This is a genomic window from Pseudomaricurvus sp. ABR4_320 (assembly GCF_056159445.1).
Window position 1 is genome coordinate 191348 of sequence record NZ_JBSWVF010000006.1, and the last position, 25204, is coordinate 216551.

The 25204-nt window shown below is 49.5% G+C and carries 23 protein-coding genes; 16 read left to right on the forward strand and 7 right to left on the reverse strand.

What is annotated here, in order from left to right; translation table 11 throughout:
• Positions 1 to 8: 8 nt before the first annotated feature.
• From ACXAFR_RS14260 to ACXAFR_RS14270, 3 genes are all read left to right on the forward strand, one after another.
• Entirely contained in the window at positions 9 to 983 is a 975-nt protein-coding gene (locus tag ACXAFR_RS14260) for a magnesium transporter CorA family protein (protein WP_475178016.1), read from the forward strand.
• A gap of 71 nt (positions 984 to 1054) precedes the next feature.
• On the forward strand, positions 1055 to 3229 hold the full coding sequence (gene uvrD / locus ACXAFR_RS14265) for a DNA helicase II (protein WP_475178017.1): 2175 nt from the start codon (positions 1055 to 1057) through the stop codon (positions 3227 to 3229).
• 81 nt (positions 3230 to 3310) lie between these two features.
• Entirely contained in the window at positions 3311 to 4477 is a 1167-nt protein-coding gene (locus ACXAFR_RS14270; RefSeq protein WP_475178018.1) for a TRAP transporter substrate-binding protein, read from the forward strand.
• On the opposite strand, the gene ACXAFR_RS14275 is transcribed toward ACXAFR_RS14270, so the two are convergent.
• The 3 genes from ACXAFR_RS14275 to ACXAFR_RS14285 are packed head-to-tail and all read right to left on the reverse strand — an operon-like array spanning position 4474 to position 6803.
• Entirely contained in the window at positions 4474 to 4872 is a 399-nt protein-coding gene (locus ACXAFR_RS14275; RefSeq protein WP_475178386.1) for an acyl-CoA thioesterase, read from the reverse strand. The genes ACXAFR_RS14270 and ACXAFR_RS14275 overlap by 4 nt on opposite strands.
• A 42-nt stretch (positions 4873 to 4914) precedes the next feature.
• Positions 4915 to 6282 (reverse strand): TRAP transporter large permease, encoded by a 1368-nt coding sequence (locus tag ACXAFR_RS14280; protein ID WP_475178022.1) that lies wholly within the window; start codon positions 6280 to 6282, stop codon positions 4915 to 4917.
• Positions 6282 to 6803, reverse strand: coding sequence for a TRAP transporter small permease subunit (locus ACXAFR_RS14285; protein ID WP_475178024.1), 522 nt, complete (start codon positions 6801 to 6803; stop codon positions 6282 to 6284). The genes ACXAFR_RS14280 and ACXAFR_RS14285 overlap by 1 nt, the downstream gene beginning before the upstream one ends.
• Before the next feature lie 219 nt (positions 6804 to 7022).
• Here ACXAFR_RS14285 and ACXAFR_RS14290 point away from each other — a divergent pair, with 219 nt between their 5' ends.
• The 8 genes from ACXAFR_RS14290 (at position 7023) to yaaA (ending at position 14298) form a co-directional block, all read left to right on the forward strand.
• Positions 7023 to 8063, forward strand: coding sequence for a substrate-binding domain-containing protein (locus tag ACXAFR_RS14290; RefSeq protein WP_475178028.1), 1041 nt, complete (start codon positions 7023 to 7025; stop codon positions 8061 to 8063).
• A 95-nt stretch (positions 8064 to 8158) separates the two neighbouring features.
• The gene (gene pstC / locus ACXAFR_RS14295) at positions 8159 to 9568 is read left to right on the forward strand and encodes a phosphate ABC transporter permease subunit PstC (RefSeq protein ID WP_475178029.1); all 1410 of its coding nucleotides are present in this window, start codon (positions 8159 to 8161) and stop codon (positions 9566 to 9568) included.
• Positions 9561 to 10874 (forward strand): phosphate ABC transporter permease PstA, encoded by a 1314-nt coding sequence (gene pstA / locus ACXAFR_RS14300; protein WP_475178031.1) that lies wholly within the window; start codon positions 9561 to 9563, stop codon positions 10872 to 10874. The genes pstC and pstA overlap by 8 nt, the downstream gene beginning before the upstream one ends.
• 29 nt (positions 10875 to 10903) lie before the next feature.
• Positions 10904 to 11779 carry a phosphate ABC transporter ATP-binding protein PstB gene (gene pstB / locus ACXAFR_RS14305; RefSeq protein WP_475178033.1) on the forward strand — a complete coding sequence of 292 codons (876 nt, stop codon included), beginning with the start codon at positions 10904 to 10906 and terminating at the stop codon, positions 11777 to 11779.
• A 48-nt stretch (positions 11780 to 11827) separates the two neighbouring features.
• A complete protein-coding gene (gene phoU / locus ACXAFR_RS14310; RefSeq protein ID WP_475178035.1) occupies positions 11828 to 12550 on the forward strand; it encodes a phosphate signaling complex protein PhoU in 723 nt (240 codons plus the stop codon).
• A gap of 90 nt (positions 12551 to 12640) precedes the next feature.
• Entirely contained in the window at positions 12641 to 12892 is a 252-nt protein-coding gene (locus tag ACXAFR_RS14315) for a hypothetical protein (protein ID WP_475178036.1), read from the forward strand.
• An 84-nt stretch (positions 12893 to 12976) separates the two neighbouring features.
• Positions 12977 to 13453: a DUF4265 domain-containing protein gene (locus ACXAFR_RS14320; protein ID WP_475178038.1), complete on the forward strand. Its 477-nt coding sequence runs from the start codon at positions 12977 to 12979 to the stop codon at positions 13451 to 13453.
• A gap of 71 nt (positions 13454 to 13524) precedes the next feature.
• The gene (gene yaaA / locus ACXAFR_RS14325) at positions 13525 to 14298 is read left to right on the forward strand and encodes a peroxide stress protein YaaA (RefSeq protein WP_475178041.1); all 774 of its coding nucleotides are present in this window, start codon (positions 13525 to 13527) and stop codon (positions 14296 to 14298) included.
• Positions 14299 to 14308: 10 nt separating this feature from the next.
• Here the strand turns inward: yaaA and ACXAFR_RS14330 are convergent, their stop codons facing one another.
• The gene (locus ACXAFR_RS14330; RefSeq protein WP_475178042.1) at positions 14309 to 14902 is read right to left on the reverse strand and encodes a recombinase family protein; all 594 of its coding nucleotides are present in this window, start codon (positions 14900 to 14902) and stop codon (positions 14309 to 14311) included.
• Positions 14903 to 15177: 275 nt separating this feature from the next.
• Between ACXAFR_RS14330 and ACXAFR_RS14335 the strand changes: the two genes are divergently transcribed.
• Both ACXAFR_RS14335 and ACXAFR_RS14340 read left to right on the forward strand, forming a co-directional pair.
• Positions 15178 to 16089 carry a response regulator gene (locus ACXAFR_RS14335; RefSeq protein ID WP_475178044.1) on the forward strand — a complete coding sequence of 304 codons (912 nt, stop codon included), beginning with the start codon at positions 15178 to 15180 and terminating at the stop codon, positions 16087 to 16089.
• A gap of 73 nt (positions 16090 to 16162) precedes the next feature.
• Positions 16163 to 16759 carry a DUF938 domain-containing protein gene (locus tag ACXAFR_RS14340; RefSeq protein ID WP_475178045.1) on the forward strand — a complete coding sequence of 199 codons (597 nt, stop codon included), beginning with the start codon at positions 16163 to 16165 and terminating at the stop codon, positions 16757 to 16759.
• A gap of 27 nt (positions 16760 to 16786) precedes the next feature.
• Here ACXAFR_RS14340 and ACXAFR_RS14345 read toward each other — a convergent pair whose 3' ends face one another.
• Together ACXAFR_RS14345 and ACXAFR_RS14350 are read right to left on the reverse strand one after the other, a co-directional pair.
• Entirely contained in the window at positions 16787 to 17932 is a 1146-nt protein-coding gene (locus tag ACXAFR_RS14345) for a GNAT family N-acetyltransferase (RefSeq protein WP_475178046.1), read from the reverse strand.
• 20 nt (positions 17933 to 17952) lie between these two features.
• A complete protein-coding gene (locus tag ACXAFR_RS14350; RefSeq protein WP_475178048.1) occupies positions 17953 to 18855 on the reverse strand; it encodes an NAD-dependent epimerase/dehydratase family protein in 903 nt (300 codons plus the stop codon).
• A 113-nt stretch (positions 18856 to 18968) separates the two neighbouring features.
• Between ACXAFR_RS14350 and ACXAFR_RS14355 the strand changes: the two genes are divergently transcribed.
• The 3 genes from ACXAFR_RS14355 (at position 18969) to ACXAFR_RS14365 (ending at position 23532) form a co-directional block, all read left to right on the forward strand.
• Positions 18969 to 19880, forward strand: a complete 912-nt coding sequence (locus tag ACXAFR_RS14355) for a hydrogen peroxide-inducible genes activator (RefSeq protein WP_475178049.1) — start codon at positions 18969 to 18971, stop codon at positions 19878 to 19880.
• A 27-nt stretch (positions 19881 to 19907) separates the two neighbouring features.
• On the forward strand, positions 19908 to 22001 hold the full coding sequence (recG, locus tag ACXAFR_RS14360) for an ATP-dependent DNA helicase RecG (protein ID WP_475178051.1): 2094 nt from the start codon (positions 19908 to 19910) through the stop codon (positions 21999 to 22001).
• A 139-nt stretch (positions 22002 to 22140) separates the two neighbouring features.
• The gene (locus ACXAFR_RS14365; protein WP_475178053.1) at positions 22141 to 23532 is read left to right on the forward strand and encodes an HDOD domain-containing protein; all 1392 of its coding nucleotides are present in this window, start codon (positions 22141 to 22143) and stop codon (positions 23530 to 23532) included.
• 67 nt (positions 23533 to 23599) lie between these two features.
• On the opposite strand, the gene ahpF is transcribed toward ACXAFR_RS14365, so the two are convergent.
• Positions 23600 to 25165, reverse strand: a complete 1566-nt coding sequence (gene ahpF, locus ACXAFR_RS14370) for an alkyl hydroperoxide reductase subunit F (RefSeq protein ID WP_475178054.1) — start codon at positions 25163 to 25165, stop codon at positions 23600 to 23602.
• Positions 25166 to 25204 lie beyond the last annotated feature (39 nt).

A 25204-nucleotide genomic window follows, 5' to 3' on the forward strand; every position in this document is an offset into this window, starting at 1 on the left:
GGCTTCCCATGATTCGTACAGTATTGATTAGTGGAAATGGGGAATGTCTATCGGGAGGGAAGGAACTTATAGCCTCGTGGCAGACCAGTGAGGAAGCGTTTTTATGGGTCGATATTGAGTCTGAAACCAGCAATGCGGAAATTCGTCTACTCAAGAAGTTGGGTTGTCACCAAGTCGCCATTGAACAATCCCGAAAAGAGCGTCGGCCGCCAAAAATCGAATCTTTTGATAATTACACATTGATTCTCTACCGAGGAATTGCCAAGGTCAACGGACAGTTAGATGTCACACCACTGGATATTTCTCTGTTTGTTGGTGATCGAATTTTAATCAGTCGCCACAAGGCCAGATCCCACAGCATTGAACATTGGATGTCCGCGGGAGATACGTTGGCAAAGATTCTCAAAACACCTGCAGAATTGGCGATTGAGATCATGCATTACTCTTTGGATGCATACCTTGAAAACCTCATTGGTTTTGAAGAAACGTTGAGTGATATCGAAGATTCATTGCAAGGGGATATCGGCAGCGATGACCAGTTGCGGGATATGGTCGCTTACCGGTCACGTTTACGAAAACTCAATCGAATTTTCAATTACCACGAGCGCATTGGCGCACAATTAAGAGAAGATCAATATCCGTTCATTGATGATCAAAGCGGAGAGATCCAGCATTCTATTCAAAATCTACATGAACGTTGCGAGCGTTTGTGCAGTTTGGGTCATATGTTCTATGAACTCTGTGGCGACTTGATAGAAGGCTATCTTTCCATTACCTCGCATCAATTGAATCAGACCATGAAGATATTAACGGTCATTACAGCGATCTTTGTACCCTTGAGTTTTCTGGCGGGCCTGTATGGAATGAACTTCGACAATATGCCAGAGCTCCATAAACCCTATGGATATTTTGTGTTGCTCAGTGTTATGGCTGGCGTGACCATCTCCTTATTGACCCTATTCAAAAAGCGCGGCTGGCTGTAACGGTCACAGAGTTGTACGACGACTACTAAATAGATAACCAGTATTCCTGGCTTCTGGTGTAAACTGTCGCCATGGACGTGTCGACTATTCTTAATCATCTCAATGAAGCCCAGCGAGAAGCCGTTACAGCTTCCGCTGCCAATCAACTGATTCTGGCAGGAGCCGGTAGCGGGAAAACCCGTGTGCTGGTCCACCGTATTGCCTGGTTAGTCCAGGTCGAGAAGGTATCACCCTATTCTATAATGGCGGTTACCTTTACCAATAAGGCCGCTCGCGAAATGCGTGGTAGGCTTGAAGAATTATTGGATTTCCATGCCAGTGGCCTGTGGGTAGGAACCTTTCACGGAATTGCCCATCGTTTATTGAAACGCCATTGGCTGGAGGCGAAATTACCGCAGAATTTCCAGATTCTAGACAGCGACGACCAGCTTCGGTTAATTAAAAGAATTACCGCTCAGCAGGGGTTGGACGAAAAAAAATGGCCTGCCCGCCAGACCCAGTGGTTTATCAACTCCAGAAAAGATGAAGGGCTGCGTGCCGCGTATATTGAACCAGGCGGGGATCTTTACACAGCAACTCTCGCTGAGCTGTATAAAGAGTATGAGGCGGTTTGTCAGCGTAGTGGCCTCGTGGATTTTGGAGAGCTGTTACTAAGATCCCATGAACTCTGGCTAAACGACGCTGAATTACTTGCTCATTACCAGTCGCGTTTTCCATTTATTCTCGTTGATGAATTTCAGGATACCAATACCATTCAGTATGCGTGGCTAAGGGTTCTCGCCGGTGATCGTTGTCGTGTTACCGCAGTAGGTGATGATGACCAGTCTATCTATGGCTGGCGAGGCGCCAAGATCGAAAATATTCAGCGGTTCGAATTGGATTTCGCGCAGACTCAAACGACTCGACTGGAGCAAAATTATCGCTCTACGGCGACGATTCTTGATGCCGCTAACGCTGTCATCGAAAACAACACGGGGCGCTTGGGAAAAACACTGCGTACCGATGGGGACAAAGGTAAATCCATCGACCTCTATGCCGGTTTCAACGAGCAGGATGAGGCGAGGTTCATTGTTGATCGCATTGAACAGTGGGCGCAGGCTGGCAATCAGCGTCAGCAGTGTGCTGTCTTGTATCGATCCAATGCGCAATCCAGAGTATTAGAAGAAGCTCTGTTACGCCAAGGCGTTCCCTATCGAATTTACGGGGGACAGAGGTTTTATGAGCGCCTGGAAATTCGCAATGCCCTGGCTTATTTAAGACTGTTGGTAAATCGTAATGATGATCCAGCATTCGAGCGGGTTATTAATGTTCCTACGCGGGGGATTGGTGCCAAAACTCTGGATGGTATCCGCGAAGTAGCGAGGGAGCAGGGCATTTCACTTTGGTCGGCCGCTCAAGGACTGATCAGCAAAGGTAGTATGTCAGGTCGGGCAAAAACCGCGCTAGGCAGTTTTGTCTTGCTGATCGATGGTCTCGCTGAGAAGAGCGTCGGCATGGAACTCGGACAACTCGTCGAAGATGTTATCCATAAAACAGGACTTTATGATTTTCATAAAGCGGAGAAAGGTGAAAAAGGTCAGGCGCGAATCGAAAACCTTGAAGAATTGGTGAATGCTTGCCGAGCGTTTGAGCCGGATGAAGCCGGAGCGCCAATTCTGGAGAGCTTTCTCGAAACTGCGGCTCTGGATGCTGGGGATACTCAAGCTGATGAGTATGAAGACGCTGTCCAAATGATGACCTTGCATTCGGCTAAGGGACTGGAATTTCCATTGGTTTTTTTGGCTGGAGCGGAAGAAAATTTATTTCCTCACAGCATGTCCGCTGAAGATCCGGATCGTCTTGAGGAAGAACGTCGACTCTGTTACGTCGGTATTACTCGTGCTATGTCGCAGTTGGTGATTACCTATGCGGAGTGTCGACGACTGCATGGTCGCGAGACGTATAATCCACTCTCCAGGTTTGTTCGTGAAATTCCGCCGGAATTAGTCAATGAAGTTCGCGTGAAGAATACCGTGACTCGGCCGGTGAGCTTGCAGAGAGAGGGGAGACGTGCAACACCCGAAATCAGTGATCATGGTGACGATACCGGGTTTTATTTGGGGCAGCGTGTGCGACACAAAAAATTTGGTGAGGGGAAAATTCTCCGCTTCCAGGGAAATGATCACAACGCCACGGTAAAAGTCAATTTTGACGAAGTGGGTACGAAGGAATTAATTTTGCGCCTAGCGAATCTTGAAGGTGTCTGATCATAACTCTAGTAACGTTTAGGTAAAAGATTGAGCTAAACAGAGACTGGAAAACCCTTCGTTTATAAAAACAGAAAAGCCATGGATTCCACCAATAAAACGTCAATCGATGTTAAATCGCTGGTCATACTTCTGCTTCTTTTTGCCGTCAGTGGTTTATTTTGGCTGTTGGTGGGATTTAGTTCAAAACATGTCCAATCTAAGAGTAGCGCAACAGAGCAGGGTTCGCCGATATCTGAGACAGTGCACTGGCGATTAGTAACAACTTGGCCGAAAAATTTTCCCGGATTAGGTTCTGCGCCAGAATATTTTGCGAATCGCGTTCGCGAAATGAGTGGTGGACGTCTCAACATCGACGTGTATGGAGCCGGAGAATTGGTTCCTGCCTTAGGGGTTTTCGATGCGGTATCTTCCGGGACGGTCCAGGCGGGTCATGGCGCGGCTTATTATTGGAAAGGCAAAAACTCTGCGACTCAGTTTTTTACAACCATTCCGTTCGGGATGAATGTTCAGGAAATGAACGGATGGTTGCAGTTTGGTGGTGGTTTGGAACTATGGCGAGACATCTATCAACCCTTTAATGTGATTCCGTTTGCCGGAGGCAGTACGGGGGTGCAAATGGCTGGTTGGTTTAACCGGGAAATAAAGTCCCTCGACGACATCAAAGGGTTAAAGATGCGTATCCCTGGTCTGGGTGGAGAAGTGTGGAATCGTGCCGGGGGAACATCCGTTAATATACCGGGGGGCGAGATTTACACGTCTCTGCAAACGGGGGTTATTGAAGCGACAGAATGGGTTGGTCCCTATAACGATCTTGCTTTCGGGCTTCAAGAGGTCGCAGACTATTACTATTACCCAGGTTGGCAGGAACCTGGGCCCATGCTGGAATTTATTTTTAACCTCGACGCCTATAACGCCTTACCAGAGGATTTGCGCTCAATTGTGGCAGCGGCGGCGCGTGCGACCAATCAGAATATGTTGGATGAATACACTGCCAGAAACCATGCCGCTTTGCAGGAATTGAAAGACCGATATCAAGTGAGCATTCAACGGTTACCTGACAGCGTTCTGTCAGGCCTGGAAAAAATAGCACAGCAAATTTACCGCGAAGAGGCTGCACGTAATCCAGATTTTGAAAGGGTGTATCAGTCCTATCAATCGTTTCAGGACAGCGCCGCTCAATACCATAGCCTTTCAGAAGCGGCATATTACCAATTTCGGGAAACCGCTTCAGACTCTCTTCATTAACGATTCAAGTTAGCTCGGTTAATGGGGCGAGTTCTGCCGTTATCATCGATCGCAACAAATACGAATTCGCTTTCTGTCAGTTTCTGCATGTCCTTAGCGGTGGGTGGTTTTAACCAAACATCGACCAGAATTTTGACCGATGAACGTCCAACCTCTACGATTTCTGCATAACAGCATACCGTTGAACCCATAGGTACGGGATGCAAGAACACCATGCTGCCAGCGGCAACGGTTGTTACGCGGCCTTTTGCAATACTGGAAGCTTTCATAGAACCAGCGAGGTCCATCTGACTCATTAGCCAACCGCCGTAGACATCCCCCCAGTTATTGGTTGCGGTGGGCATGACCAGGGTTTGGCTCATTAATTCACCGGTTGGGGTTGGGTCTACATCCATATCTTGATATTCGTCTATCACTATTTTTCCTCATCAAGCGGATCAATGTAGGAACTGTGGTAACCAGGTAACTAAACCCGGCCAGACTGCCAGCGCCAACATAAGTGTTAATTGGATCATAATAAAAGGAACGACGCCACGGAATATATCGCCAGATGAAACGCTATCTGGGGCGACGCCTCGCAAATAGAATAGAGCGAAGCCAAACGGTGGGGTTAAGAATGATGTTTGCAGGTTTAGCGCAATCATGATGCCAAGCCAAATAGGATCAATTCCCATCTGTAGAAGTACCGGACCAACGATTGGAATTACCACAAAGGTGATTTCAATAAAATCGAGAATAAACCCCAATAAAAAAATGAGCAGCATGACAACGAATAGGGCTGTTAGCCGACCGCCAGGTAGCTGCTCAAATAGCTGAAAAATATAGTGCTCGCCACCAAGTCCACGGAAAACGAGAGAGAATAACGAAGCACCCAATAGTATGGCGAATACCATAGCGGTAATTCTGAGGGTTGATCTACAGACTTCGGCGAGCGCCTCCAGTGACATTGAACCTTTGCTCACTGCCATCAGGAAGGCACCAAGAGCGCCAATGCCCGCCGCTTCAGTCGGTGTAGCTGCGCCGGCAATGATCGAACCCAAGACCAAAACGATCAGAAGTATGGGCGGAGCAAGATCGGTAAGAAGCTCGCGAATACTTGGGCGCTCACTGATCTCAGAAGTCTGACAGGATTCTGTTGTTGGATTGCCTGCTGCGTAGAGCAGGTAAATCACATAGAGAAAAACCAGCAGCAATCCAGGAATGATGGCTCCGATAAACAAATCACCCACGGAGACAGGTTGTGGATTGAAGATGCCGAGGCGCAGCTGTGCCTGCTGGTAGGCAATTGAGAGAACATCCCCCAGAAGCACCAGTGCGATAGAGGGAGGAATAATCTGACCCAAAGTCCCCGTCGCGCAGATAGTGCCAGCGGCCAATGAGGGTTTATATCCATTCTGTAACAGGGTTGGCAGACTGATTAGCCCCATGGTGATGACGGTGGCGCCAACAATGCCAGTGCAGGCTGCTAAAAGTACGCCGACTAATACGACGGAGATGCCCAGTCCTGCAGGCAGCCTGATACAGATAAGGGCCATATCGCGAAGCAGCTTTTCTGCCAAACGTGAGCGCTCCAGAATGTTGCCCATGAGAATAAACAGAGGCACTGCAATCAAGGTATAGCTGTTCATCGTGCCGTAGATGCGGTCGGGTAGCGCAAAGAGGAGATTGGCGTCAAATGCGCCAACAAGAATTCCTAGAGCCGCAGTGATAAGCGCAACACCACCAAGGGTAAATGCGACAGGGTAGCCGGCCAACAACACACAACAGACGGCTATAAACATGAGTAGCGCCAGATAACCACCCATTAGTCGTTATTCCGTATCACGATGGTGAGAGTGTTTTTCAAAAGCTCGGCGATACCCTGAACAAAGAGCAGCAGTCCCGTTATTGGAATCAGTGTTTTGGCGAGATAAACAATTGGCAGGCCATTGGCGTTGGGGGAGGCTTCTCGAACGAGCCAGGCCGCGTGAACGAAATTCCAACTTGAGAAGATGATGAAGCCACTAAAAGGCAGTAAAAAGAACAGGGTACCGCAACAATTTATCCAGGCTTGTGTTCTTGGAGACCAGCGTCGATAAAAGGGGTCGACGCGCACATGACTGTCGGTCTGTAGCGCGTAGCCTAGACCGCCCATAAAAAACATCCCATGGATATACCCCAGGGATTCCTGAAGCGCTATACTGCCAATGGAAAATGAATATCTCAATAAAACGATTGAGCTTGAAATAAGCATCATTGCAACGCACAACCAACGCAATCCGTTTCCTATTTTCAGATTGATGTTGTCCAACCAAACGGTGAGTTGACGGATACAATTAAGAGACAAAGCAGCCCAGTCCAATTATTCTTTTGATTGCCAGCCGATAGTATAACTAAACGGCCTAAAAACCGACCCTTCTGACATGTACGAGACAGTTATCGCTTGTCATAATTCTGTCATATAAGATTCATAATATTGTCACCGAACGAACCTAGCATCGATCCCGTTTGCTAGGTGACACGAGCCAACCTGGTCGGTTTTACCCTTTCGGGCTCAGGAGGATAAATGAAAAAAGCATTAGTGATTGCCACTTTGGCAGCGTCAGCTATGGGTGCTCAGGCAGTATCTGCAGCCCGTGACTACATCAGCATTGTGGGTTCATCCACAGTCTACCCGTTCTCGACCGTTGTCGCAGAGCGGTTTGGTAAAACCACAGATTTCAAAACGCCAAAGATTGAGTCCACCGGCTCCGGTGGTGGTATGAAACTCTTTTGTGATGGTGTCGGTATTACCTCTCCAGATATCACCAATGCCTCTCGCCGTATTAAAAAGTCCGAATTCGATACTTGTCAGTCCAATGGTGTCAAAAACATTGTTGAAGTTCTGATTGGTTATGACGGTATTGTTATCGGTAATTCCGTCGCGTCTGAACAGTTGGAACTGACGCGTAAGGATCTCTATCTGGCTCTGGCTAAAGTTGTTCCTAATCCAGACGGTTCTGAATCCTTTGTAGAGAATCCCTACAAGACCTGGAAGGACGTTAATCCAGCACTGCCCGCGACCAAAATTGAAGTTTTGGGACCACCGCCAACCTCGGGTACCCGCGACGCCTTTCAGGAGCTGGTATTGGAAGCTGGCTGCACCAGCTATGAGTGGGTAGAAGCTCTGGAAGATTCGGATAAGGACAAGTTTAAGTCGGCTTGTCTGACGGTACGGGAAGACGGTTCTTATATCGAGGCCGGTGAAAACGATAATCTCATCGTACAAAAGTTGGGTGCTAACAAAAATGCACTGGGCATTTTTGGTTTCAGCTTCCTGGATCAGAACGTTGACAAGATTCAAGGCTCACTCGTTGAAGGTCAAGAGCCTACCTTTGAATCCATCGCCGATGGCAGTTATCCGGTATCTCGTCCGCTCTACTTCTATGTCAAGAAGGAGCATATTGGTACAATCCCCGGCATTACCGAATTCCTGGCTGAATTCACCAGCGAAAGATCTTTCGGTGAAGAAGGGTATCTCAGTGAAAAAGGCATGATTCCACTTGGTGACGAAGTCCGTGCCAAAGTGGTTGCTGACGTCAAGTCGCTGAAAAACCTGGAAATGTAATCAATCGGGCGGCGAGACCGCCTGATTTGACTAAACGCCGTTAATAGCCCGATGATTCCGGGCTATTTTTTTCTTTAGAGACAGAACTCTGTCATATGAACACATCCACTTTATTGCTGACGATTGCGGTTTTGATCGCAGTTGCTTTCTTTCTCGGTCGCCAGCGTTCGGTCGCACTCGCTGATACCAGTCGAGGCGGCTACCGTAATCTCAACTCATTGCCGTTTTACTACGGTGTATTAACCGCACTATGGTGTGGTGTGCCAGCGCTGATTCTGGTTGCTCTGTGGGTGATGTTCGATGGCAGTGTCATCGATAGCTTTGTTTTGCGGTCGTTGCCGGATTCCGTACATAGCCTAAGTCAGTCGGAACAGGGGCTTATCCTCAATCAGATAAAGAACCTTGCTGAAGGACATACACTGGGAGCCGGCACTCCCGACTATATGGCAGAAGCCGCCGCAGAATTGAAATTTCTGGAAAGCCTAAGTGGTCGTATTCTTGCTGTGGCGGGGTTATCGAGCTGTGTGCTGCTAACCGCGCTAGCCTGGATGCGTATTAAGCCAGAAACCCGTGCCAGGTTGAGTGTAGAAAAGGCGTTCCGCTTTATTTTGCTCAGTTGCGCCAGTTTGGCGATTCTGACCACCGTTGGTATTGTCTTTTCGGTGATATTTGAGTCGTTAATGTTTTTCCGCAGCGTTCCAGTGACGGAATTTCTGTTTGGATTGCAGTGGAGCCCTCAGATGGCCATACGGGCTGACCAAGTGGGAGGTTCCGGAGCGTTTGGTGCAGTTCCTCTGTTTGTTGGAACCCTGTTGATTTCATTTATTGCTCTGTTGGTCGCAGTACCGACTGGGCTGATGTCGGCGATTTATTTATCGGAGTATGCCAGTCCGCGTCTGCGATCAATTGTTAAACCTCTGTTGGAGGTGTTGGCGGGTATTCCGACCGTGGTTTACGGTTTTTTTGCCGCCCTGACGATTGCGCCTTTAATTCGAGATGGCGGCACCTGGACCTTTGAATTGCTGGGCATGCAAGTGGGTGTTTCTTCTGAGAGTGCTCTGGCTGCTGGTTTGGTGATGGGGGTGATGATCATTCCCTTTGTGTCCTCTTTATCCGATGACGTTATCAATGCTGTACCTCAATCCTTGAGGGATGGTTCCTATGGTCTTGGCGCTACCCGCTCTGAAACGATCAAAAGAGTGATCATGCCGGCGGCCCTTCCCGGGATTGTCGGAGGGGTACTCCTGGCGGCGAGCCGCGCGATTGGAGAAACCATGATTGTGGTTATGGCTGCGGGACTTGCGGCCAATTTGACGGCGAATCCATTGGAGTCCGTCACGACAGTCACTGTTCAGATTGTGACACTGTTGGTTGGAGATCAGGAGTTTGACAGTCCTAAGACTCTGTCAGCCTTTGCCTTAGGGTTGATGTTGTTTGTAACCACTCTGGCGTTGAATTACGTCGCCCTGCACGTCGTTAAGAAATACAGAGAGCAATATGAATAAGCCCTCATCCGGCCACTCAGACGCCAAGAATCCATCGACCATAGAGCTGGTCAATCGCAACCTTGCTAAACGCTATCGTAAGGAGCGTCGCTTTCGATTTTATGGCATGGCTTCCGTCATCTTTGGATTACTGTGCCTGGTATTTTTATTCAGTGACATTATCGGTAAAGGCAGCGGTGGGTTTTTCCAGACTTATATCAAGCTGGATATTCCATTGACGTCGGAGGCTCTGGGCGTTGCTAACGTTCACAACCCCGAAGAGCGTCGTCTGGCGGATTTTCAAGGAGCGATCAAACAAGCTCTAAGAGAGCGTTTTCCTGAGGTCACTGGTCGCAGAGATAAGCGTGCACTGAATGGTATTGTCAGCAGTGGTGCCGGTTATCAGCTTGCTGAGATGGTTGAAGAAAATCAGGACATGCTCGATAAAACCGTCAGTGTTTGGGTTATGGCTGATGATGACTATGATACCTATGTCAAAAGTCGGAAAGGTGATGCGGAATCGGCCTATAAAGGGAGATTCACTGAGCAGCAAGTCTCCTGGATCGAAGATCTCATTGCCTCGGGTGAGGTCGATAAGAAATTTAATGCGCATTTCTTTCAGGCGGGGGACTCGCGGGAACCTGAACAGGCCGGTATCCGCGGTGCAATCATGGGGTCATTATTCACGCTATTGGTGACATTTGCCTTCTCTTTCCCCATTGGCGTTGCCGCTGCTGTTTATCTCGAAGAATATGCCCAGAAAAACCGCTTAACTGATTTTATTGAAGTCAATATCAATAATCTGGCGGCCGTACCGTCCATTATTTTCGGTCTTTTGGGCCTTGCCATTTTTATCAACTTTTTCAGCATGCCAAGGTCCATTCCTCTCGTAGGAGGATTTGTTCTGACCTTGATGACATTGCCGACAATCATTATTTCCAGTCGTGCAGCGATCAAAGCCGTACCTCCGTCGATTCGAGAAGCGGCGTTAGGCATCGGAGCGTCTAAAATGCAGGTTATCATGCATCATGTTTTGCCGTTGGCTATGCCGGGCATGTTGACCGGTGCGATCATCGGCATGGCGCAGGCGCTGGGAGAAACCGCTCCTTTGCTGATGATTGGAATGGTTGCGTTTATCGTGGATGTACCTGGTGGCATCACGGATCCTGCTACGGTATTGCCGGTACAAATTTATTTGTGGGCGGACAGCCCAGAGCGCGCGTTTGTAGAGAAAACGTCGGCGGCAATTATGGTCCTGCTGGGTTTTCTCGTCATAATGAATACTCTTGCGGTTCTGCTGCGCCGACGGCTTGAGCGCCGTTGGTAAGCGAGCCCAGAACTATGAAAGGTGAATCAATGGATGTAATTGCTGAGTCTGCGAAATCAGGCGTAACCGCAGAGACATCTGCGACTGGTACGATACCTCCGGTCGATAAATCGTCAACAACTCAAACGGTCGGTATTCCTTTTTGTGAGAACGCTAAAATGTCCATGCGTAATGTGGATGTTTTTTACGGCGACAAACAGGCGATATTTGATGTCGGCCTCGACATTGGTCACGGTGAAGTGGTGGCGATGATCGGCCCTTCTGGCTGTGGTAAGTCGACGTTTCTGCGTTGCTTGAATCGTATGAATGACACCATTGAGATCTGCCGTGTGCAGGGATCGCTTAAGTTGGAAAATGACGACATCTACGATCCAAAGTTGGATGTTGTGCCATTGCGAGCAAGGGTAGGTATGGTCTTCCAGAAGCCGAACCCATTTCCCAAAAGTATTTATGATAATGTCGCCTATGGTCCTCGTATTCACGGCTTGGTCAGTCATCGCACCGAGCTGGATGAAATCGTCGAGTCCAGCCTGCAAAAGGCGGGTTTGTGGAATGAGGTGAAAGATCGATTGCACTCGCCTGGTACCGGGTTGTCCGGCGGTCAGCAGCAACGATTGTGTATTGCCAGAACCATCGCGGTAAGTCCGGAAGTTATTTTGATGGACGAACCCTGTTCAGCGCTCGACCCTATCGCGACTGCAAAAATTGAAGAATTGATTGCTGAATTAAGCGAAAACTACACGATTGCCATTGTGACCCATTCGATGCAACAGGCGGCACGGGTTTCTGACCGGACCGCGTATTTTCATCTTGGCAATTTGATCGAAGTCAACGAAACTGAGAAGGTATTTACCAATCCAGATCACGAGTTGACGGAAGCCTATATTACTGGCCGTTTTGGTTAACCGGAATCGCTTACCGACTCAGACAACTATCCCGCAGGATTACAATTAATGGATAAACTGCATCTCGATCATCACTACTCCGGTCAGTTCAACGCTGATCTTGAGGCATTAAAGACAGAGCTTCTGGAAATGGGTGGTCTGGTTGAACAACAGATCATCAATTCCGTCAATGCAGTGACTCAAGCCGATACTGAGCTGGCTGAGAGCGTCATTGACTATGAGCCTGAAGTGGATGAGCGGGAACTTCGTCTCGATGAGCATTGTACTCTGGTGTTAGCCCGTCGCCAGCCTGCGGCCTCTGATTTGCGTATGGTACTTTCTGTTGCCCGTATTACCCGTGACCTTGAGCGCATGGGAGATGAAGCTCACAAGGTTGCTAAGATGGCAATACACCTTGGAGAAATCGGTGAGTCTCCCAGAGGTTATGTGGAATTACGCCACATTGGATCCATCGTGCATCAAATGGTCATCAACACCCTGGATGCCTTTGCTCGTTTTGATGTTGGTTTAGCGCTCAGTGTGGCCAAAGAGGACAAACGCGTCGATCAGGAATATAAGTCTGCCATGCGAGAATTGGCGACCTATATGATGGAAGATCCCCGTTCGATATCCCGAGTTATGAATATCATTTGGGCGTTGCGTTCGTTGGAACGCATTGGCGATCATGCTCGTAACATTTGTGAGCATATCATCTATCTTGTTAAAGGATTTGATGTACGCCATGTCAGCGTCAAGGAAATTCAGCGCAAGCTGGAAGAAGACGACAGCTGATCGCCCGACGGAGACCAGTGACCGTCGGTTGCTGGTCTCGGTGTTTCCCTTCGAGTTATAGTTCTTTCCAGCGACAGTTGATGAGTTCTGATGAAAGACTATCCCTTTCTAAAAACGTTTTGGTTCACTCTTCCGTTAGTTTTCGCTCTGACAGCGTGTCAGCGAGATGATCGACTGAGGAGGATGAATGACTACGATCTCTCGCAAATGCAGGAAGCCTGCCTGCAAAAAAAGCCTTCCGCGCCAGGATGGGCGCAATCCTGTGATAATGTGAATCGTGAATGTGTCAGACGACGGCAGGAACTGGGGTTTTATGTTTGTCGACTGGCGCCTGGCAGTTGATAAGCCGTCGAGTAAACTGCAGTATCCATCCAGTTGACGTATACTTGCCCACCTTTTACGGATATTGAATCGGGAGTAGTGGTCATGTCAGCGTTACAGGTGATCGAATTGTTCGCCGGAACCGGTGCAGACGGTCAACCAGTGGCTGAACGTCTCAGGGTCCGAATTAACGAGGACAACAGTTGTGAGCTGGTCAATTCACCGGCTTTCGTCAAAGGCCTCGCCAGTGGCGATGTTATTCGCCTCGATACAGACACGGGCCAGTTTGAAATACTGCAGCGCAGCGGCAACTTGTCGATTCGGGTATTTTGCCGCGATGACAGTAGTGAGCTTGTCGACGAGTTAAGTCCACCCTTGGAAAAACTTGGTGCTCAGTTGGATATCGAAACACCGCGAATGCTGGTGTACAGCATTCATGTCAGCTGTGGCTTCCAGACCATTGAAAAAATTTTAAACGGCGTCGTCAGTGACGATGTTTTTTGGATGTACGGTAATGTATACGATCCCACGGATGGTGAGACACCATTAAATTGGTGGCAAGAGATTTTACAACCTGAGTAGCGTCTACTTATGGGTGAGCGGGTTTTGTCTTTCCAGTCAGAGGCCTGCATTTTTATTGAAATGAGTTGTATATGTTAATTGTATTGTCACCGGCAAAAAACTTGGATTATGAAACACCTCTGCCGACCAAACGTCGGTCAACACCGGAATATCTCGGTGATGCGGAGGCCCTCATGGAACAATTACGAACTCTCGCACCACAGGACGTGTCTGCCTTGATGGGCATAAGCGACAAGCTAGGGTTGCTGAACTACGACCGTTACCAACAGTGGAGTCTCCCTTTCACACCAAAAAACGCTCGGCCCGCTGTTTTGGCATTTAATGGGGATGTTTATAGCGGCTTACAGGCCTATGAGTTTAGTGCCGACGATTTCGCTTTTGCACAGGATCACTTGCGTATTTTGTCTGGGCTCTACGGATTGTTGCGGCCATTGGACTTGATGCAGGCCTATCGCCTGGAAATGGGAACGAAGTTTGAGAACAGTCGCGGTAAAGATCTCTATCAGTTTTGGGGAGAATTACTGACAGAGGGCTTGAACAAACAGCTCAATAAGCTGAAAAGTAATGAGTTGGTAAATCTCGCATCTCAAGAATATTTTAAATCGGTCCAACCCAAGGCTCTAGACGGCAAGGTCATAACGCCAGTATTCAAAGATTGGAAAAATGGCCAGTATCGGGTGATCAGCTTCTTCGCAAAAAAAGCGCGGGGCATGATGGCGGCTTTTGCCATTCGCAATAGATTGGAGTCTGCCGATCAGCTGAAGACATTTTCGGATGGAGGCTATGGGTTCGACGAAACCTTGTCGACGGACACCCAATGGGTCTTTACTCGGCGAGAGAGCTGACCGGATTGCTTCAGCTGCGCAAATAGTTGCGCACGGTACGTTCGGTTACCCCCAGGGCTTCTGCAATTTCCGCCAAGCTGTAGCCTTGTAATTTCAACTTCTTGGCTTTAACGGGTTTGGCTTTCGTGGTTCCACGTTGCCGCCCGCGATATTTCCCCTCGGCTGATGCGCTGGCAATGCCTCGTTGCTGGCGCTGGCTACGAAAGCTGTTGTCTAGAGACAATAGGCTGTCATAAAGCGTTGTTATTGAATCATTGTTTTGAGGTTGAATATCCAGCCCATCGCCTGCGGCGACCAACCGAATTCCCTTTTGATTGAGGCCTTTAAGGCAGCGAAGCGCTCCCGGTAGGCCGATATCCAGACAGCTCAAGCGCCACATCAGAACGAGTTGACACGATTGCATTTTTAAGCGGCTTTCTAAGGCGGAGATATTGCCGTGCAGATTAGTCACTGAAGGCGACTCTACGTCATCTGAGAAAATCATCCCCTGCTGTTTGAGCCAGAGCCCCAATTGGAATCGTTGGCTCTCTGCGTTCAATTCAGTGGCGTGTGCGTTAATCAGGCTGATGATTGCCAAGGAGTTAGGCTGATTTTTGTCCACCATGATTCTTCCCTATGCTCTGTGCCTGCTGTCTTAGTTGAATGTATGAGCCTTGTTGAAAGAAAGAGAATAGCCGAATTTTTGAAAAATAAAATGGACCCTAAATTTCATCGCCACTATTTTCCACGCTTCGGGGCAAAAAGCACCACAAATCTGTTGCCGAATACCACAATTTTCCATTTTTAGGGAAAAACGCCCACCAAAAACCGTTGCTCAACGGTGCCGCAAAGGAGGGAATTTTGAACTAGGCTTTGGGGAGTTCAAGTGAGTGATGTTTTATGGCGATACGTTTCCTGGTCGTTGATGACGCGACTTTCATCAGAGACATGGTTAAGAAGCAGCTCCGGGAGCGAATACCTGGCTGTGAGGTTTACGAGGCTACCGATGGTAAAAAAGGGATTGCGCAGCTGAAGAAGCAGCGAGTCGACGTGATTCTCAGTGACTGGGAGATGCCAGGGCTGAGTGGCGAAGAATTTTTGCGTTGGATTCGCGGCCAGGAGGCCTTCAAAGAGACGCCTTTTATTATGGTGACCAGCCGAGGAGATCGGGAGCATGTGGTCGCTGCAATCAAGTCGGGCGTGTCTGATTTCATCACTAAACCCTTTACCTCTGATGAGTTGCTTAAGAAAACCGCTAAACAACTTAAGAAAATCGGCAAAGCACCAAAGACGAGTTTAAGTTCTGCCAGTAGCGGTAAAGATGTGGCGTTTGCTTCGGTTGACGTTTTGACTGGCGGTGCGGGTAAAGCGAAGCCTAAACCTAAAGCGGCGGCAAAATCTGCAGTTGCGGCAGACTTTTCAGCCCTGGTAAACCCGGGTAACGCGAAAGCTACGTCTAAACCTGCTGGAGGGAAGGCAGCAGCGTCCCGAAAACCTGCGAAGAGTGCGAAAACCCAAGCACGTATTCGTTTTGCAAACTTGGATTGCAATTATGTCGTTCGAGGGGTGTCTCTTCAGGAGATTAGTGGCTTGGTGCCACGTCCCGATGTGCTCCCATCACTGTTTGAACAGGCCGTGGTGGACATTGAGCTGGATGACGGTCAGGTAGCGAGGGTGAACGGATATCTCAGCGCGATTGAGGCGGGCGAAAATCACGTGGACACCCAGATCATAAAAATGAAGATTCGCTTCGTGGATAACGATCCCGAGAAATTTGAAGCTCTGTCTAAGTTTGTGGCCAAAGTTCGTTGATGGTGTAGTTTCTATCGTTGTGGCTGGCTTCTGGCTAAAATAGTTAGCCATTTAATTGAGGGAGTGAGCCAGCATGGACCAACTACCGTTTTCTCAGGCCTGTGAAAATAATAAAGAGCCCATCTTACAGGTCTTGAAAGTTGCCTTTAAAAAGGCATCCCGGATTCTGGAAATCGGCAGTGGTACTGGTCAGCACGCTGTGCATTTTGCAGCAAACTTACCGAACGTAGAGTGGTTAACAAGCGATCTACCGGAAAATCACCCTGGAATTTTGGGCTGGCAGTCGATCTACGATGGCGCCAATCTTCAACCACCACTGGCGTTAAATGTTGCTCAACCTCATTGGCCTGACATTCATGTTGACGGTGTTTTTACCGCAAATACTCTGCACATTATGTCTTGGGAAGAAGATCTGCACTTTTTTGCACGTTTGCCTGACGTACTAAAACCAGGCGGATGTTTGGTGGTCTACGGCCCATTCAATTACAACGGTAATTTTACCAGTGAAAGCAATCGGGAATTTGATGCTTGGTTAAAAGAGCAGGTGCCTCACAGAGGTATTCGTGACTTTGAAGCCGTGTGTGCTCAGTTGGAGGCGGTGGGTCTGTCTTTGCAGAATGATATTGCTATGCCGGCCAACAACCGCTGTCTGGTTTTTGAGCGTCAGTGATTTACCGGGCAATAATAAGGGGTAGCATCAAGCATCTGCTTTGCGAAAGGGTAGATAGCCTGAGCATTCTTCCGCGTAAGCGGTGATCCCTTCCGTTTCCTGGTCAAGAAAGTCAGCAATCGCTACCGCAAAACGAGGGTCGCTGATGTGGTGACTGGAGTAGGTTAAGGTGGGTTCAAAACCTCGCTGTATTTTGTGTTCGCCTTGGGCTCCAGGATCAAACCGCTTGAGTCCTTGTTCGATGGCAAACTCAATGCCTTGGTAATAACAGGCTTCAAAGTGCAAACCAGGTATTTCCTCTTCACACCCCCAGTAGCGTCCATACAGCTGGTCGCTGTCAAAGAAACACAGTGCTGCGGCAATGAAACGCCCGTTCAGTTCAGCGGTGACCATAAGCAGTTGATCTGCCATAGCGTCGGCCAGCTGGTGGAAAAATTCCCGATTTAAATAACCGCTGCCGCCACTGCGTTTTAGATAGGTGTAGTGGTAAAACCGGTAAAATCTGTCCCAGTGGGTTGGCGTAATGTCCACGCCGGTCAAGCGTTGCAGCGTAACGCCCGCTTTGTATACCTGTTCCCGTTCTTTACGAAGATTCTTGCGCTTGCGGGAATTAAATTCCGCAAGAAAATCATCGAAGGCGTTGTAGTTTCTATTCTGCCAGTGAAATTGGCAGCCGATACGGGTCATGTGTCCCATATACGCAAGCCGTTGCGCCTTATCTTCCTTTAGGAACAGGCTGTGCCAACCACTGATACCTTGCTGCTGGCAGTAGTCAGCCAAGAAGCTTGTCAGTTGTTCTACACATAGTTCCTGATCTACTCCATCCGCAATGGCGACTCTAGGTCCGGTCGCTGGGGTAAAGGGTATGGCATTCAGGAGTTTGGGGTAATAATCGAGTCCGTGTCGATGCCATGCATCGGCCCAGCCCCAGTCAAAGACATATTCGCCGTAAGAATGAGTTTTCTGAAAGAGCGGTAGAATCCCTATCAGCTGACTGTCGTCTTCCATCAGTAGATGGAATGGCTGCCAGCCGGTATCTGCGATCGTACATCCGCTGTCTTCCAGGGCTTTGAGAAAGCGGTGTTGAACAAAGGGATAATCTGTCTGCCAGAGGGCATCCCACTGTTTGTCGTCGATTTGGTTAATAGAATCGATAAATCTGAATTGAATCATAGAGCAAGACAATCGCTATTTTAACCGCTGTTGGTTTTCATCAATTCCCGATACCCGGATCGAAAATCAGGATGGATAAATTGGTAGCCGGAATCAACAAGTCGTTGGTTACAGCAGCGCTTGTTGAAACGGGGCTCCCGAGCGTTGGAAGAACTAGTGCGATGCACTTCCTGCGCCAGTTTTTGCTCAAAATCCTGAGCAGGACTGCCGTTCGTTCGTAACCACTGTTTTACCAGTGCGAGAGGGACTGGCATCTTGTCGCTGGCGAGATAACAGGATGCAACAGATTGACCGCGTTGGTCCATGTCGATTAAGTGCGCGAGCACCGAGGCACAGTCTTCGCTGTGAATTCGGTTGCTGTAGGTACAGTTATCTGAGTCCTTTTCATGGCCGGTGATTGCTTGCTGTAGCAGTCTTAAGCGGCCCGGACCATAGATACCCGAGAATCTCACAATGGTGCTGGATAATGGAGAATCAAGAAGCGTTTGTTCCGCCTCGAGTAACCGTTCCCCAGTAAAGGATACGGGCGTCGTCTGACTGTTTTCATCGACCCATTCGCCAGAATTTTGTCCATAAACACTGGTGCTGGATGCGAAAAACACGCGACTCACGGTTTCCAATTGTGCGATTTCTATCAGGTTTGTCACTGTGTCCACGTAAGCTCGACGATAGCCTGTATCGCTGCGTTCACTGGGTGTCATGGTGATAACAAGGTAGTCAATGTCTTCCGGTATTACGGCGGATAGGGAGTTCAGATCGGTCGCATCTGCGATCAGATAGTGAATGCGATTATTGGTGTGTGGTGGCTTACGCCTTACGCCCCAGAAGGTTGCAGAGGCAACTTTTTGGCTTAATCGGTGCGCGATATCGCCACATCCGATCAGTAAAATTCTTGGGGCGGCACTTTCGGCAGTTGGATTCATGATTGTCTGATGCCTAAATTGATTATCTATTAATCACTAAGTAATCAATAGTTTTCTACTATGTGAACAATGTGCCAAAATGGTGCTTAAACATAATTCATTGAGCCTAACCGATGACACTAACCGAGCTTCGCTATATCGTCACTCTGGCGCAAGAGCAGCATTTCGGGCATGCAGCAGAGCGCTGCTACGTCTCCCAACCGACTCTGAGTATTGCGGTCAAAAAGCTGGAAGAAGAGTTAGGGGTCGCCTTGTTTGAGCGATCCAAGAGCCGAGTACAAGCGACTCCACTGGGAGAAAAAGTTATCGCTCAGGCTCAATTGGTGCTCGAACAAACCAGTGTCATCAAAGAAATAGCATCGGCGGGCAAAGATCAGCTCAGCAGTCCCTTGAATGTTGGTGCGATCTTTACCATCGGGCCTTTTCTCTTCCCCCACTTCATCCCTGAATTGCAAAAAATTGCGCCGGGCATGCCTTTATACGTCGAAGAAGGTTATACCGCTACTTTGCGACAAAAACTTCGCAATGGCGACCTTGATGTTATCGTCGTTTCACTGCCATTCACGGAGCCAGATGTTGTTACTCAGCCACTGTATGATGAACCCTTCGTTGTGTTGATGCATCGTCGTCATCCGCTGGCGGAGCTTGAGTGTGTCCATCCGGATGACCTTTTGGGACAAGACGTTTTATTGCTGGGCGAAGGGCATTGTTTCCGTGAACAGGTCATGGCTGTTTGCCCCACCTTACAGACGGGGTTGGACCACCATAATCCAGCTCGTGTTGCTGCCGAGGGCAGCTCTCTGGATACTTTGCGACACATGGTTGCCTCTGGTTTAGGTATCACCATATTGCCCATGTCAGCCGCCAATTCCTCCTACTATGGGCCGGATGTCCTGGTAACCCGCGCTTTTCTCGACCCGGCACCCAGGCGTACGGTAGCTCTTGCCTGGCGCGCCAGTTACCCTCGCTTTAAAGCGGTTGATGTGCTTCGTCGAGCCATCAATCAATGTCGTATCGGTGATTGAGACAGGGTCAGACATACTGGAGGTGACATGGTAGGTAGTTCACAGCTTCTGGCTAACCGGTCGATTGAAACACTCAAAGGCGTTGGTCCAAAGCTGGCAGAAAAGCTGGCACGGTTGCATATCTACACCATTGCTGATTTGTTGTTGCACCTACCGCTGCGCTACCAGGATCGAACCCGTATTACGCCCCTCGGTCAATTGCGACCAAACGACAACGTGGTCATCGAAGGGGAAGTGGTAAAAACGGATGTCGTCTTCGGTCGCCGCCGGAGTTTGCAATGTCGGATCAAAGATACGACTGGAACCGTTACTTTGCGGTTTTACTATTTTTCGAAAGCGATTCAACAGCGATTGCAGCCGGGGTTGCGGTTACGCTGTTACGGTGAGGCGAGGAGAGGCGTCACTGGCTTGGAATTCTACCATCCGGAAATTGATTACCTGGATGCCGATAAGAGTGAGCACCCGCTTCCCCTCGAAGGTCGATTAACACCAATTTATGGCGCGACAGACGGCGTGACTCAACAAAAGCTACGGGCTTTGGTGGAGACCGCGCTTGATCACCTAAACGACGTCAGTTTGCCCGAACTCTGCGGCCCTGAGTATCACCCCTATGGTCGAGAATCGATCGCCTCTCGATTGGCCTATTTGCACCATCCACCTGCCCATGCTCAATTGTCGCTACTGGTGGAGCGGGAACACCCCGTGCAACAGGCGCTCATCTTTGAAGAGCTGATGGCCCACCATCTCAGCACACTCAAAACCCGACGTCAGAGAGAGCAGCAATCAGCGGCTGCCCTGGCGTGGGATGACGCTTTGTTCAAGCGCTTTTGTCATCAGTTGGGTTTTACCCTAACCGGCGCTCAGAAAAGAGCAATCGAAGAAGTGGGTGTTAACTTACAGGCACCTTCACCGATGTTGCGCTTGGTACAGGGCGATGTGGGAGCCGGTAAAACGGTCGTGGCTGCCGCGGCCATTTTGCAGGCGGTTGGTGCGGGGCGTCAGGCGGCCTTGATGGCGCCAACCGAGCTGTTAGCGCGCCAACACTATATCAACTTGCAGGGGTGGTTGGAGCCGCTCGGAATCTCGGTGGAATGGTTGAGTGGCAGTCTCAAAGCCAGCGAGAAAGAGCGGGTCTGTGAGCGCCTCGCTAATGGCAAGTGCCAGTTTGTCGCAGGTACCCATGCACTCATTCAAGATGATGTTGCTTTTCAATCGTTGGCTTTGTGCGTCATTGACGAGCAGCATCGGTTTGGCGTTCACCAGCGCTTGGCATTGCGGGAAAAGTGCCCTCCGGGCTTGCATTGTCACCAATTGATTATGACCGCTACGCCAATTCCTAGGACCTTGGCGATGAGCCTCTACGCGGATCTGGATGCTTCCATCATCGATGAACTGCCCCCAGGGCGGACACCCGTAGTCACCACGGTTATGAGTCAACAGCGACGCGAGGCATTGTTACAGCGTGTCGCTGCTGTCTGTGAGGAAGGCCGACAGGTCTATTGGGTGTGTACGTTGATTGAAGAATCTGAGCAGATCGAAGCCCAGGCAGCTGAGGAATTGGCCGAGCAACTCCGTGAAGAGTTGCCGGAAATCTCTGTGGCGCTTATTCATGGGCGCATGAAGACATCGGATAAGGACGCGACTATGGCCAGCTTTCGTGGGGGCGATATTCAGCTGTTGGTCGCAACGACAGTCATCGAAGTGGGCGTCGATGTTCCCAATGCAACACTTATGGTGATCGAAAACAGTGAGCGCTTAGGGTTGGCCCAGCTGCACCAGTTGCGTGGCCGGGTCGGTCGCGGCTCGCAAGAAAGCTTCTGTGTCTTGCTCTATAACCCACCCTTGTCACGAATCGGTCAGGAACGGTTGGCGGCAATGCGTGAAACGACCGACGGTTTTGTGATTGCTGAGCGAGATCTGGAATTGCGAGGTCCTGGAGAGTTTCTCGGCACACGTCAGACGGGAGAGGTCAGCTTCCGCTTAGCAGATCTGCAGCGTGATGGGCATATGCTCCAGCAGGTTCAACACAGCGCCCGTCGCCTGCAAATGGATACGCCAGCGATGGCTGAAGCGCTGATTGAGCGATGGATTGGCCGCCGTTCTGTTTACGCAGGAGCCTGATTTTCGGTACGGTTCTCATTTTCAAACCAGCAGCGAAGCTTTCTCCGCCTATAAATTGAGCTTTGACACAGGTGGACTAGACTTTGAAGAGATTGGCGCAGATTGCCGCAACGCTATTCGCAGCTCTAGGAGAAAGATTTTGGCCGTACCTGCCAGCGTCAAAACGATGCTTGATAACCAAACGGTTGCTTACTCGGTTTTTTATTCACCGGAACCGGAAGCCGTCGCTACTCACAAACCGATTCTCAAAGGTTCGACGCTGGCGCGTTCGATGATTCTGCAGGATAAGCAAGGTCCTTTGCAGGTCATTTTTCCAGCGGACTGTCTTATCGATATCAATCAGGTCAATCAGTTATTGGCCAGAAACTTAAGGCCGTTAAAACCTAATGACCTCACAAAGCTCTACGCTAAATATTTTTTAAAGTCGGTTCCAGCGCTGCCTAAATTGGGTGGCATGCCTACATTGGTCGAGAAGCGTCTGTTTGAACAGGAATCTGTACTTCTGGATTCCGGCGCGGAAGATATTCTGAAGATGGATCAGCAGAGCTTTACGCATATGGCCAACGGGGTCGATATCCGTGAGTTTGGCGTGCCATTAAAAGGCTTGCAGGAAAAGTACGAGCAGCTGGAAAACGATGAGGAAAAAATCTTCAGTGCTGTAAAATCCTTCACGTCTCTAAGAATTAAGCAGCGCCTTGAAGACACGCTCGAGTTTCCACCTCTGCCTAACACTGCCCAGAAGATCATCAAGCTGCGGGTCGATCCTCAAGCGGATGTCAGTGATCTTGCAGAAATTGTCGAACTGGACCCGAGCCTGGCAGCCCAAGTGGTCAGCTGGGCGGCTTCTCCCTATTATTCAGCACCAGGGAAAATCCGCTCGATCCATGACGCTATCGTGCGTGTACTGGGGTTCGACATGGTGCTGAACCTGTCACTGGGTTTATCATTGGGACGAACATTAAAAATTCCTGATGAATCCAGTGGCGTGACGCCCTATTGGGAACAATCCGTTTTTATGGCCGCGGCGGTGGAAGGCTTGGTAACAGCGGTACCGCGTGAGTTCCGCCCCGGGTTTGGTATGTCCTACCTGTCAGGCCTGCTTCACAATTTTGGTTGGCTTATCCTCGCGGAAGTCTTTCCTCCGCATTTCGTCACCATTGAAAAGTTTGCGCAGGTAAATACTCATGTGCCCCATTATCTGATTGAGACACATGTTCTGGGTGTCACCAGAGATCAGCTGGCCAGTTGGTTGATGGAATGCTGGCATATGCCGGAAGAAGTGGTGTACGCCTTACGTTTCCATAATATGCAACCGCGGACCTCGGATGATCACGGCATTTACGCCACATTGCTGCATGTCGCCAGACGCCTTTTGCGAGAACAAGGCATTGGTTTCGGGCCGGAGGAACCTGTCACTGATGAATGCTTTAAAACCTTGCATCTGAATCCAGAAAAAGCCCGAGGAGTGATTGAAACGGTAATGGAGTCGTCCGAAGAACTCAATAATATTGCCCGGCAGCTGGCAGGCTAATTAAATCGGGTACTTGAAAGTGTCAAAAAAAGGGGGCTTTATCAGCCCCCTTTAGCATTTTCGACGCTTAACCTTGACGCATTAAGTAGTCGAAGGCACTAAGCGATGCTTTTGCTCCCTCACCCATTGCGATAACAATCTGCTTGTAAGGAACGGTGGTAACGTCGCCACAGGCGAAAATGCCTGGCACGCTGGTCTCACAGCGTTCGTTGATGATGACTTCACCAAATCGGGTCGTCTCCACCACACCGTTCAGAAAGCTACTGTTGGGCACCAATCCAATTTGGACGAAGACACCGTCCAACTGATCGCTTTTCACTTCACCGGATTCCCGGTCTTCGTAAGCGATGGCGGCGACTTTGCCGTTATCAGCCACAATCTCTTTTGTAGCGACGTTGGTTTTGATGGTGATGTTGTCACGCTTCAAAGCTTGATCGACGATCACTTTATCCGCTTTCAATTGCGGCAGGAACTCGAAAACTGTAACCGACTTTACAATTCCGGCGAGATCCAGCGCGGCTTCTATACCTGAGTTTCCGCCACCGATCACAGCGACATCTTTGCCTTTAAAGAAGGGACCGTCACAGTGCGGGCAGTAGGCCACACCATTGCCGATATTCTCTTTCTCGCCAGGGACACCCAACTCTCGCCAGTTGGCGCCAGTCGCGACAATCAGCGTTTTGGTATCGATCTTCTCGCCGGAACTTAGCACCACGGTTTTCGGGGCGCTGGCGTCTTCGCTGGCAATCACTTCAGACACTTTCAAGTGTTCGCGCTTGGTGATGGGATACTCATCCAAATGATGAGCCAGCTTACCTGACAGCTCCGGACCTGTGGTGTAAGGGACGGAAATCAAATTCTCGATGCCCATGGTGTCTTTGACTTGGCCACCAATGCGATCAGCAATCAAAGTGACGTTCAACCCTTTGCGTGCGGCATAGATGGCTGCGCCAACCCCAGCAGGCCCGCCGCCAATAACAGTCACGTCTTGCAAAGGCAGAGATTCAGCTGGCGCGGCTGACAGTACGCCTGGGTACTTCTCTTCCAATTTTTCCAATAGCTTCGCGGTGTCGATCTTGCCATTGGCGAAGACTTCACCGTTTAGGAAGACGGTAGGAACGCCCTGAATGTTGTTGTCTTCAATCAACTGCTGGAACAAACCGCCATCGATCATTTCTGTTTCGATATTCGGGTTTACGATCGCAAATTGATTCAGTGCCTGGACGACGTCCGGGCAATTGTGGCAGCTCAAGCTGACGTAGACATCAAACTTGAGTTTCTCGCTGACGTTCTTGATCGCATTCTGGATTCCCTCATCCAGCTTCAGTGCTGTACCGGACGACTGCAGAACCGCAAGAATCAACGAATTAAATTCATGTCCTGACGGAATGCCCGAAAAGGTAATCCCGTTGAACTCACCATCGACTTCCAACAGGAAGCTGATGGGGCTGCGCAGACGATCATCGTCGCGCTCTACCAGTTGAATCCGGTCAGTCACGGAAGCAACGCCCTCAAGGAATTCAACCAGTTCAGCGCGCTTCTCGTGATCACCAGTCTGCAGAACAAAAGTTACATCATTCTGCATGTTTTCCGTGTAGCTTTTGAGAGCATTAATAATGTCATTACTTAACATGTGTCACCTCCTAACTTCCGGACAGGAGCCGTAGCGGCT

What these genes read in the sequence shown, in the direction of transcription:
- phoU (WP_475178035.1), top strand. Translation starts at nt 11,828, where the DNA reads ATGGATAAACTGCATCTCGATCATCACTACTCCGGTCAGTTCAACGCT.
- pstC (WP_475178029.1), top strand. Translation starts at nt 8,159, where the DNA reads ATGAACACATCCACTTTATTGCTGACGATTGCGGTTTTGATCGCAGTT.
- ACXAFR_RS14260 (WP_475178016.1), top strand. Translation starts at nt 9, where the DNA reads ATGATTCGTACAGTATTGATTAGTGGAAATGGGGAATGTCTATCGGGA.
- ACXAFR_RS14280 (WP_475178022.1), bottom strand. Translation starts at nt 6,282, where the DNA reads ATGGGTGGTTATCTGGCGCTACTCATGTTTATAGCCGTCTGTTGTGTG.
- ACXAFR_RS14335 (WP_475178044.1), top strand. Translation starts at nt 15,178, where the DNA reads ATGGCGATACGTTTCCTGGTCGTTGATGACGCGACTTTCATCAGAGAC.
- ACXAFR_RS14345 (WP_475178046.1), bottom strand. Translation starts at nt 17,932, where the DNA reads ATGATTCAATTCAGATTTATCGATTCTATTAACCAAATCGACGACAAA.
- ACXAFR_RS14290 (WP_475178028.1), top strand. Translation starts at nt 7,023, where the DNA reads ATGAAAAAAGCATTAGTGATTGCCACTTTGGCAGCGTCAGCTATGGGT.
- ACXAFR_RS14315 (WP_475178036.1), top strand. Translation starts at nt 12,641, where the DNA reads ATGAAAGACTATCCCTTTCTAAAAACGTTTTGGTTCACTCTTCCGTTA.
- pstB (WP_475178033.1), top strand. Translation starts at nt 10,904, where the DNA reads ATGGATGTAATTGCTGAGTCTGCGAAATCAGGCGTAACCGCAGAGACA.
- ACXAFR_RS14275 (WP_475178386.1), bottom strand. Translation starts at nt 4,872, where the DNA reads ATGGATGTAGACCCAACCCCAACCGGTGAATTAATGAGCCAAACCCTG.
- uvrD (WP_475178017.1), top strand. Translation starts at nt 1,055, where the DNA reads ATGGACGTGTCGACTATTCTTAATCATCTCAATGAAGCCCAGCGAGAA.
- ACXAFR_RS14340 (WP_475178045.1), top strand. Translation starts at nt 16,163, where the DNA reads ATGGACCAACTACCGTTTTCTCAGGCCTGTGAAAATAATAAAGAGCCC.
- ahpF (WP_475178054.1), bottom strand. Translation starts at nt 25,165, where the DNA reads ATGTTAAGTAATGACATTATTAATGCTCTCAAAAGCTACACGGAAAAC.
- ACXAFR_RS14320 (WP_475178038.1), top strand. Translation starts at nt 12,977, where the DNA reads ATGTCAGCGTTACAGGTGATCGAATTGTTCGCCGGAACCGGTGCAGAC.
- recG (WP_475178051.1), top strand. Translation starts at nt 19,908, where the DNA reads ATGGTAGGTAGTTCACAGCTTCTGGCTAACCGGTCGATTGAAACACTC.
- ACXAFR_RS14270 (WP_475178018.1), top strand. Translation starts at nt 3,311, where the DNA reads ATGGATTCCACCAATAAAACGTCAATCGATGTTAAATCGCTGGTCATA.
- yaaA (WP_475178041.1), top strand. Translation starts at nt 13,525, where the DNA reads ATGTTAATTGTATTGTCACCGGCAAAAAACTTGGATTATGAAACACCT.
- pstA (WP_475178031.1), top strand. Translation starts at nt 9,561, where the DNA reads ATGAATAAGCCCTCATCCGGCCACTCAGACGCCAAGAATCCATCGACC.
- ACXAFR_RS14350 (WP_475178048.1), bottom strand. Translation starts at nt 18,855, where the DNA reads ATGAATCCAACTGCCGAAAGTGCCGCCCCAAGAATTTTACTGATCGGA.
- ACXAFR_RS14330 (WP_475178042.1), bottom strand. Translation starts at nt 14,902, where the DNA reads ATGGTGGACAAAAATCAGCCTAACTCCTTGGCAATCATCAGCCTGATT.
- ACXAFR_RS14355 (WP_475178049.1), top strand. Translation starts at nt 18,969, where the DNA reads ATGACACTAACCGAGCTTCGCTATATCGTCACTCTGGCGCAAGAGCAG.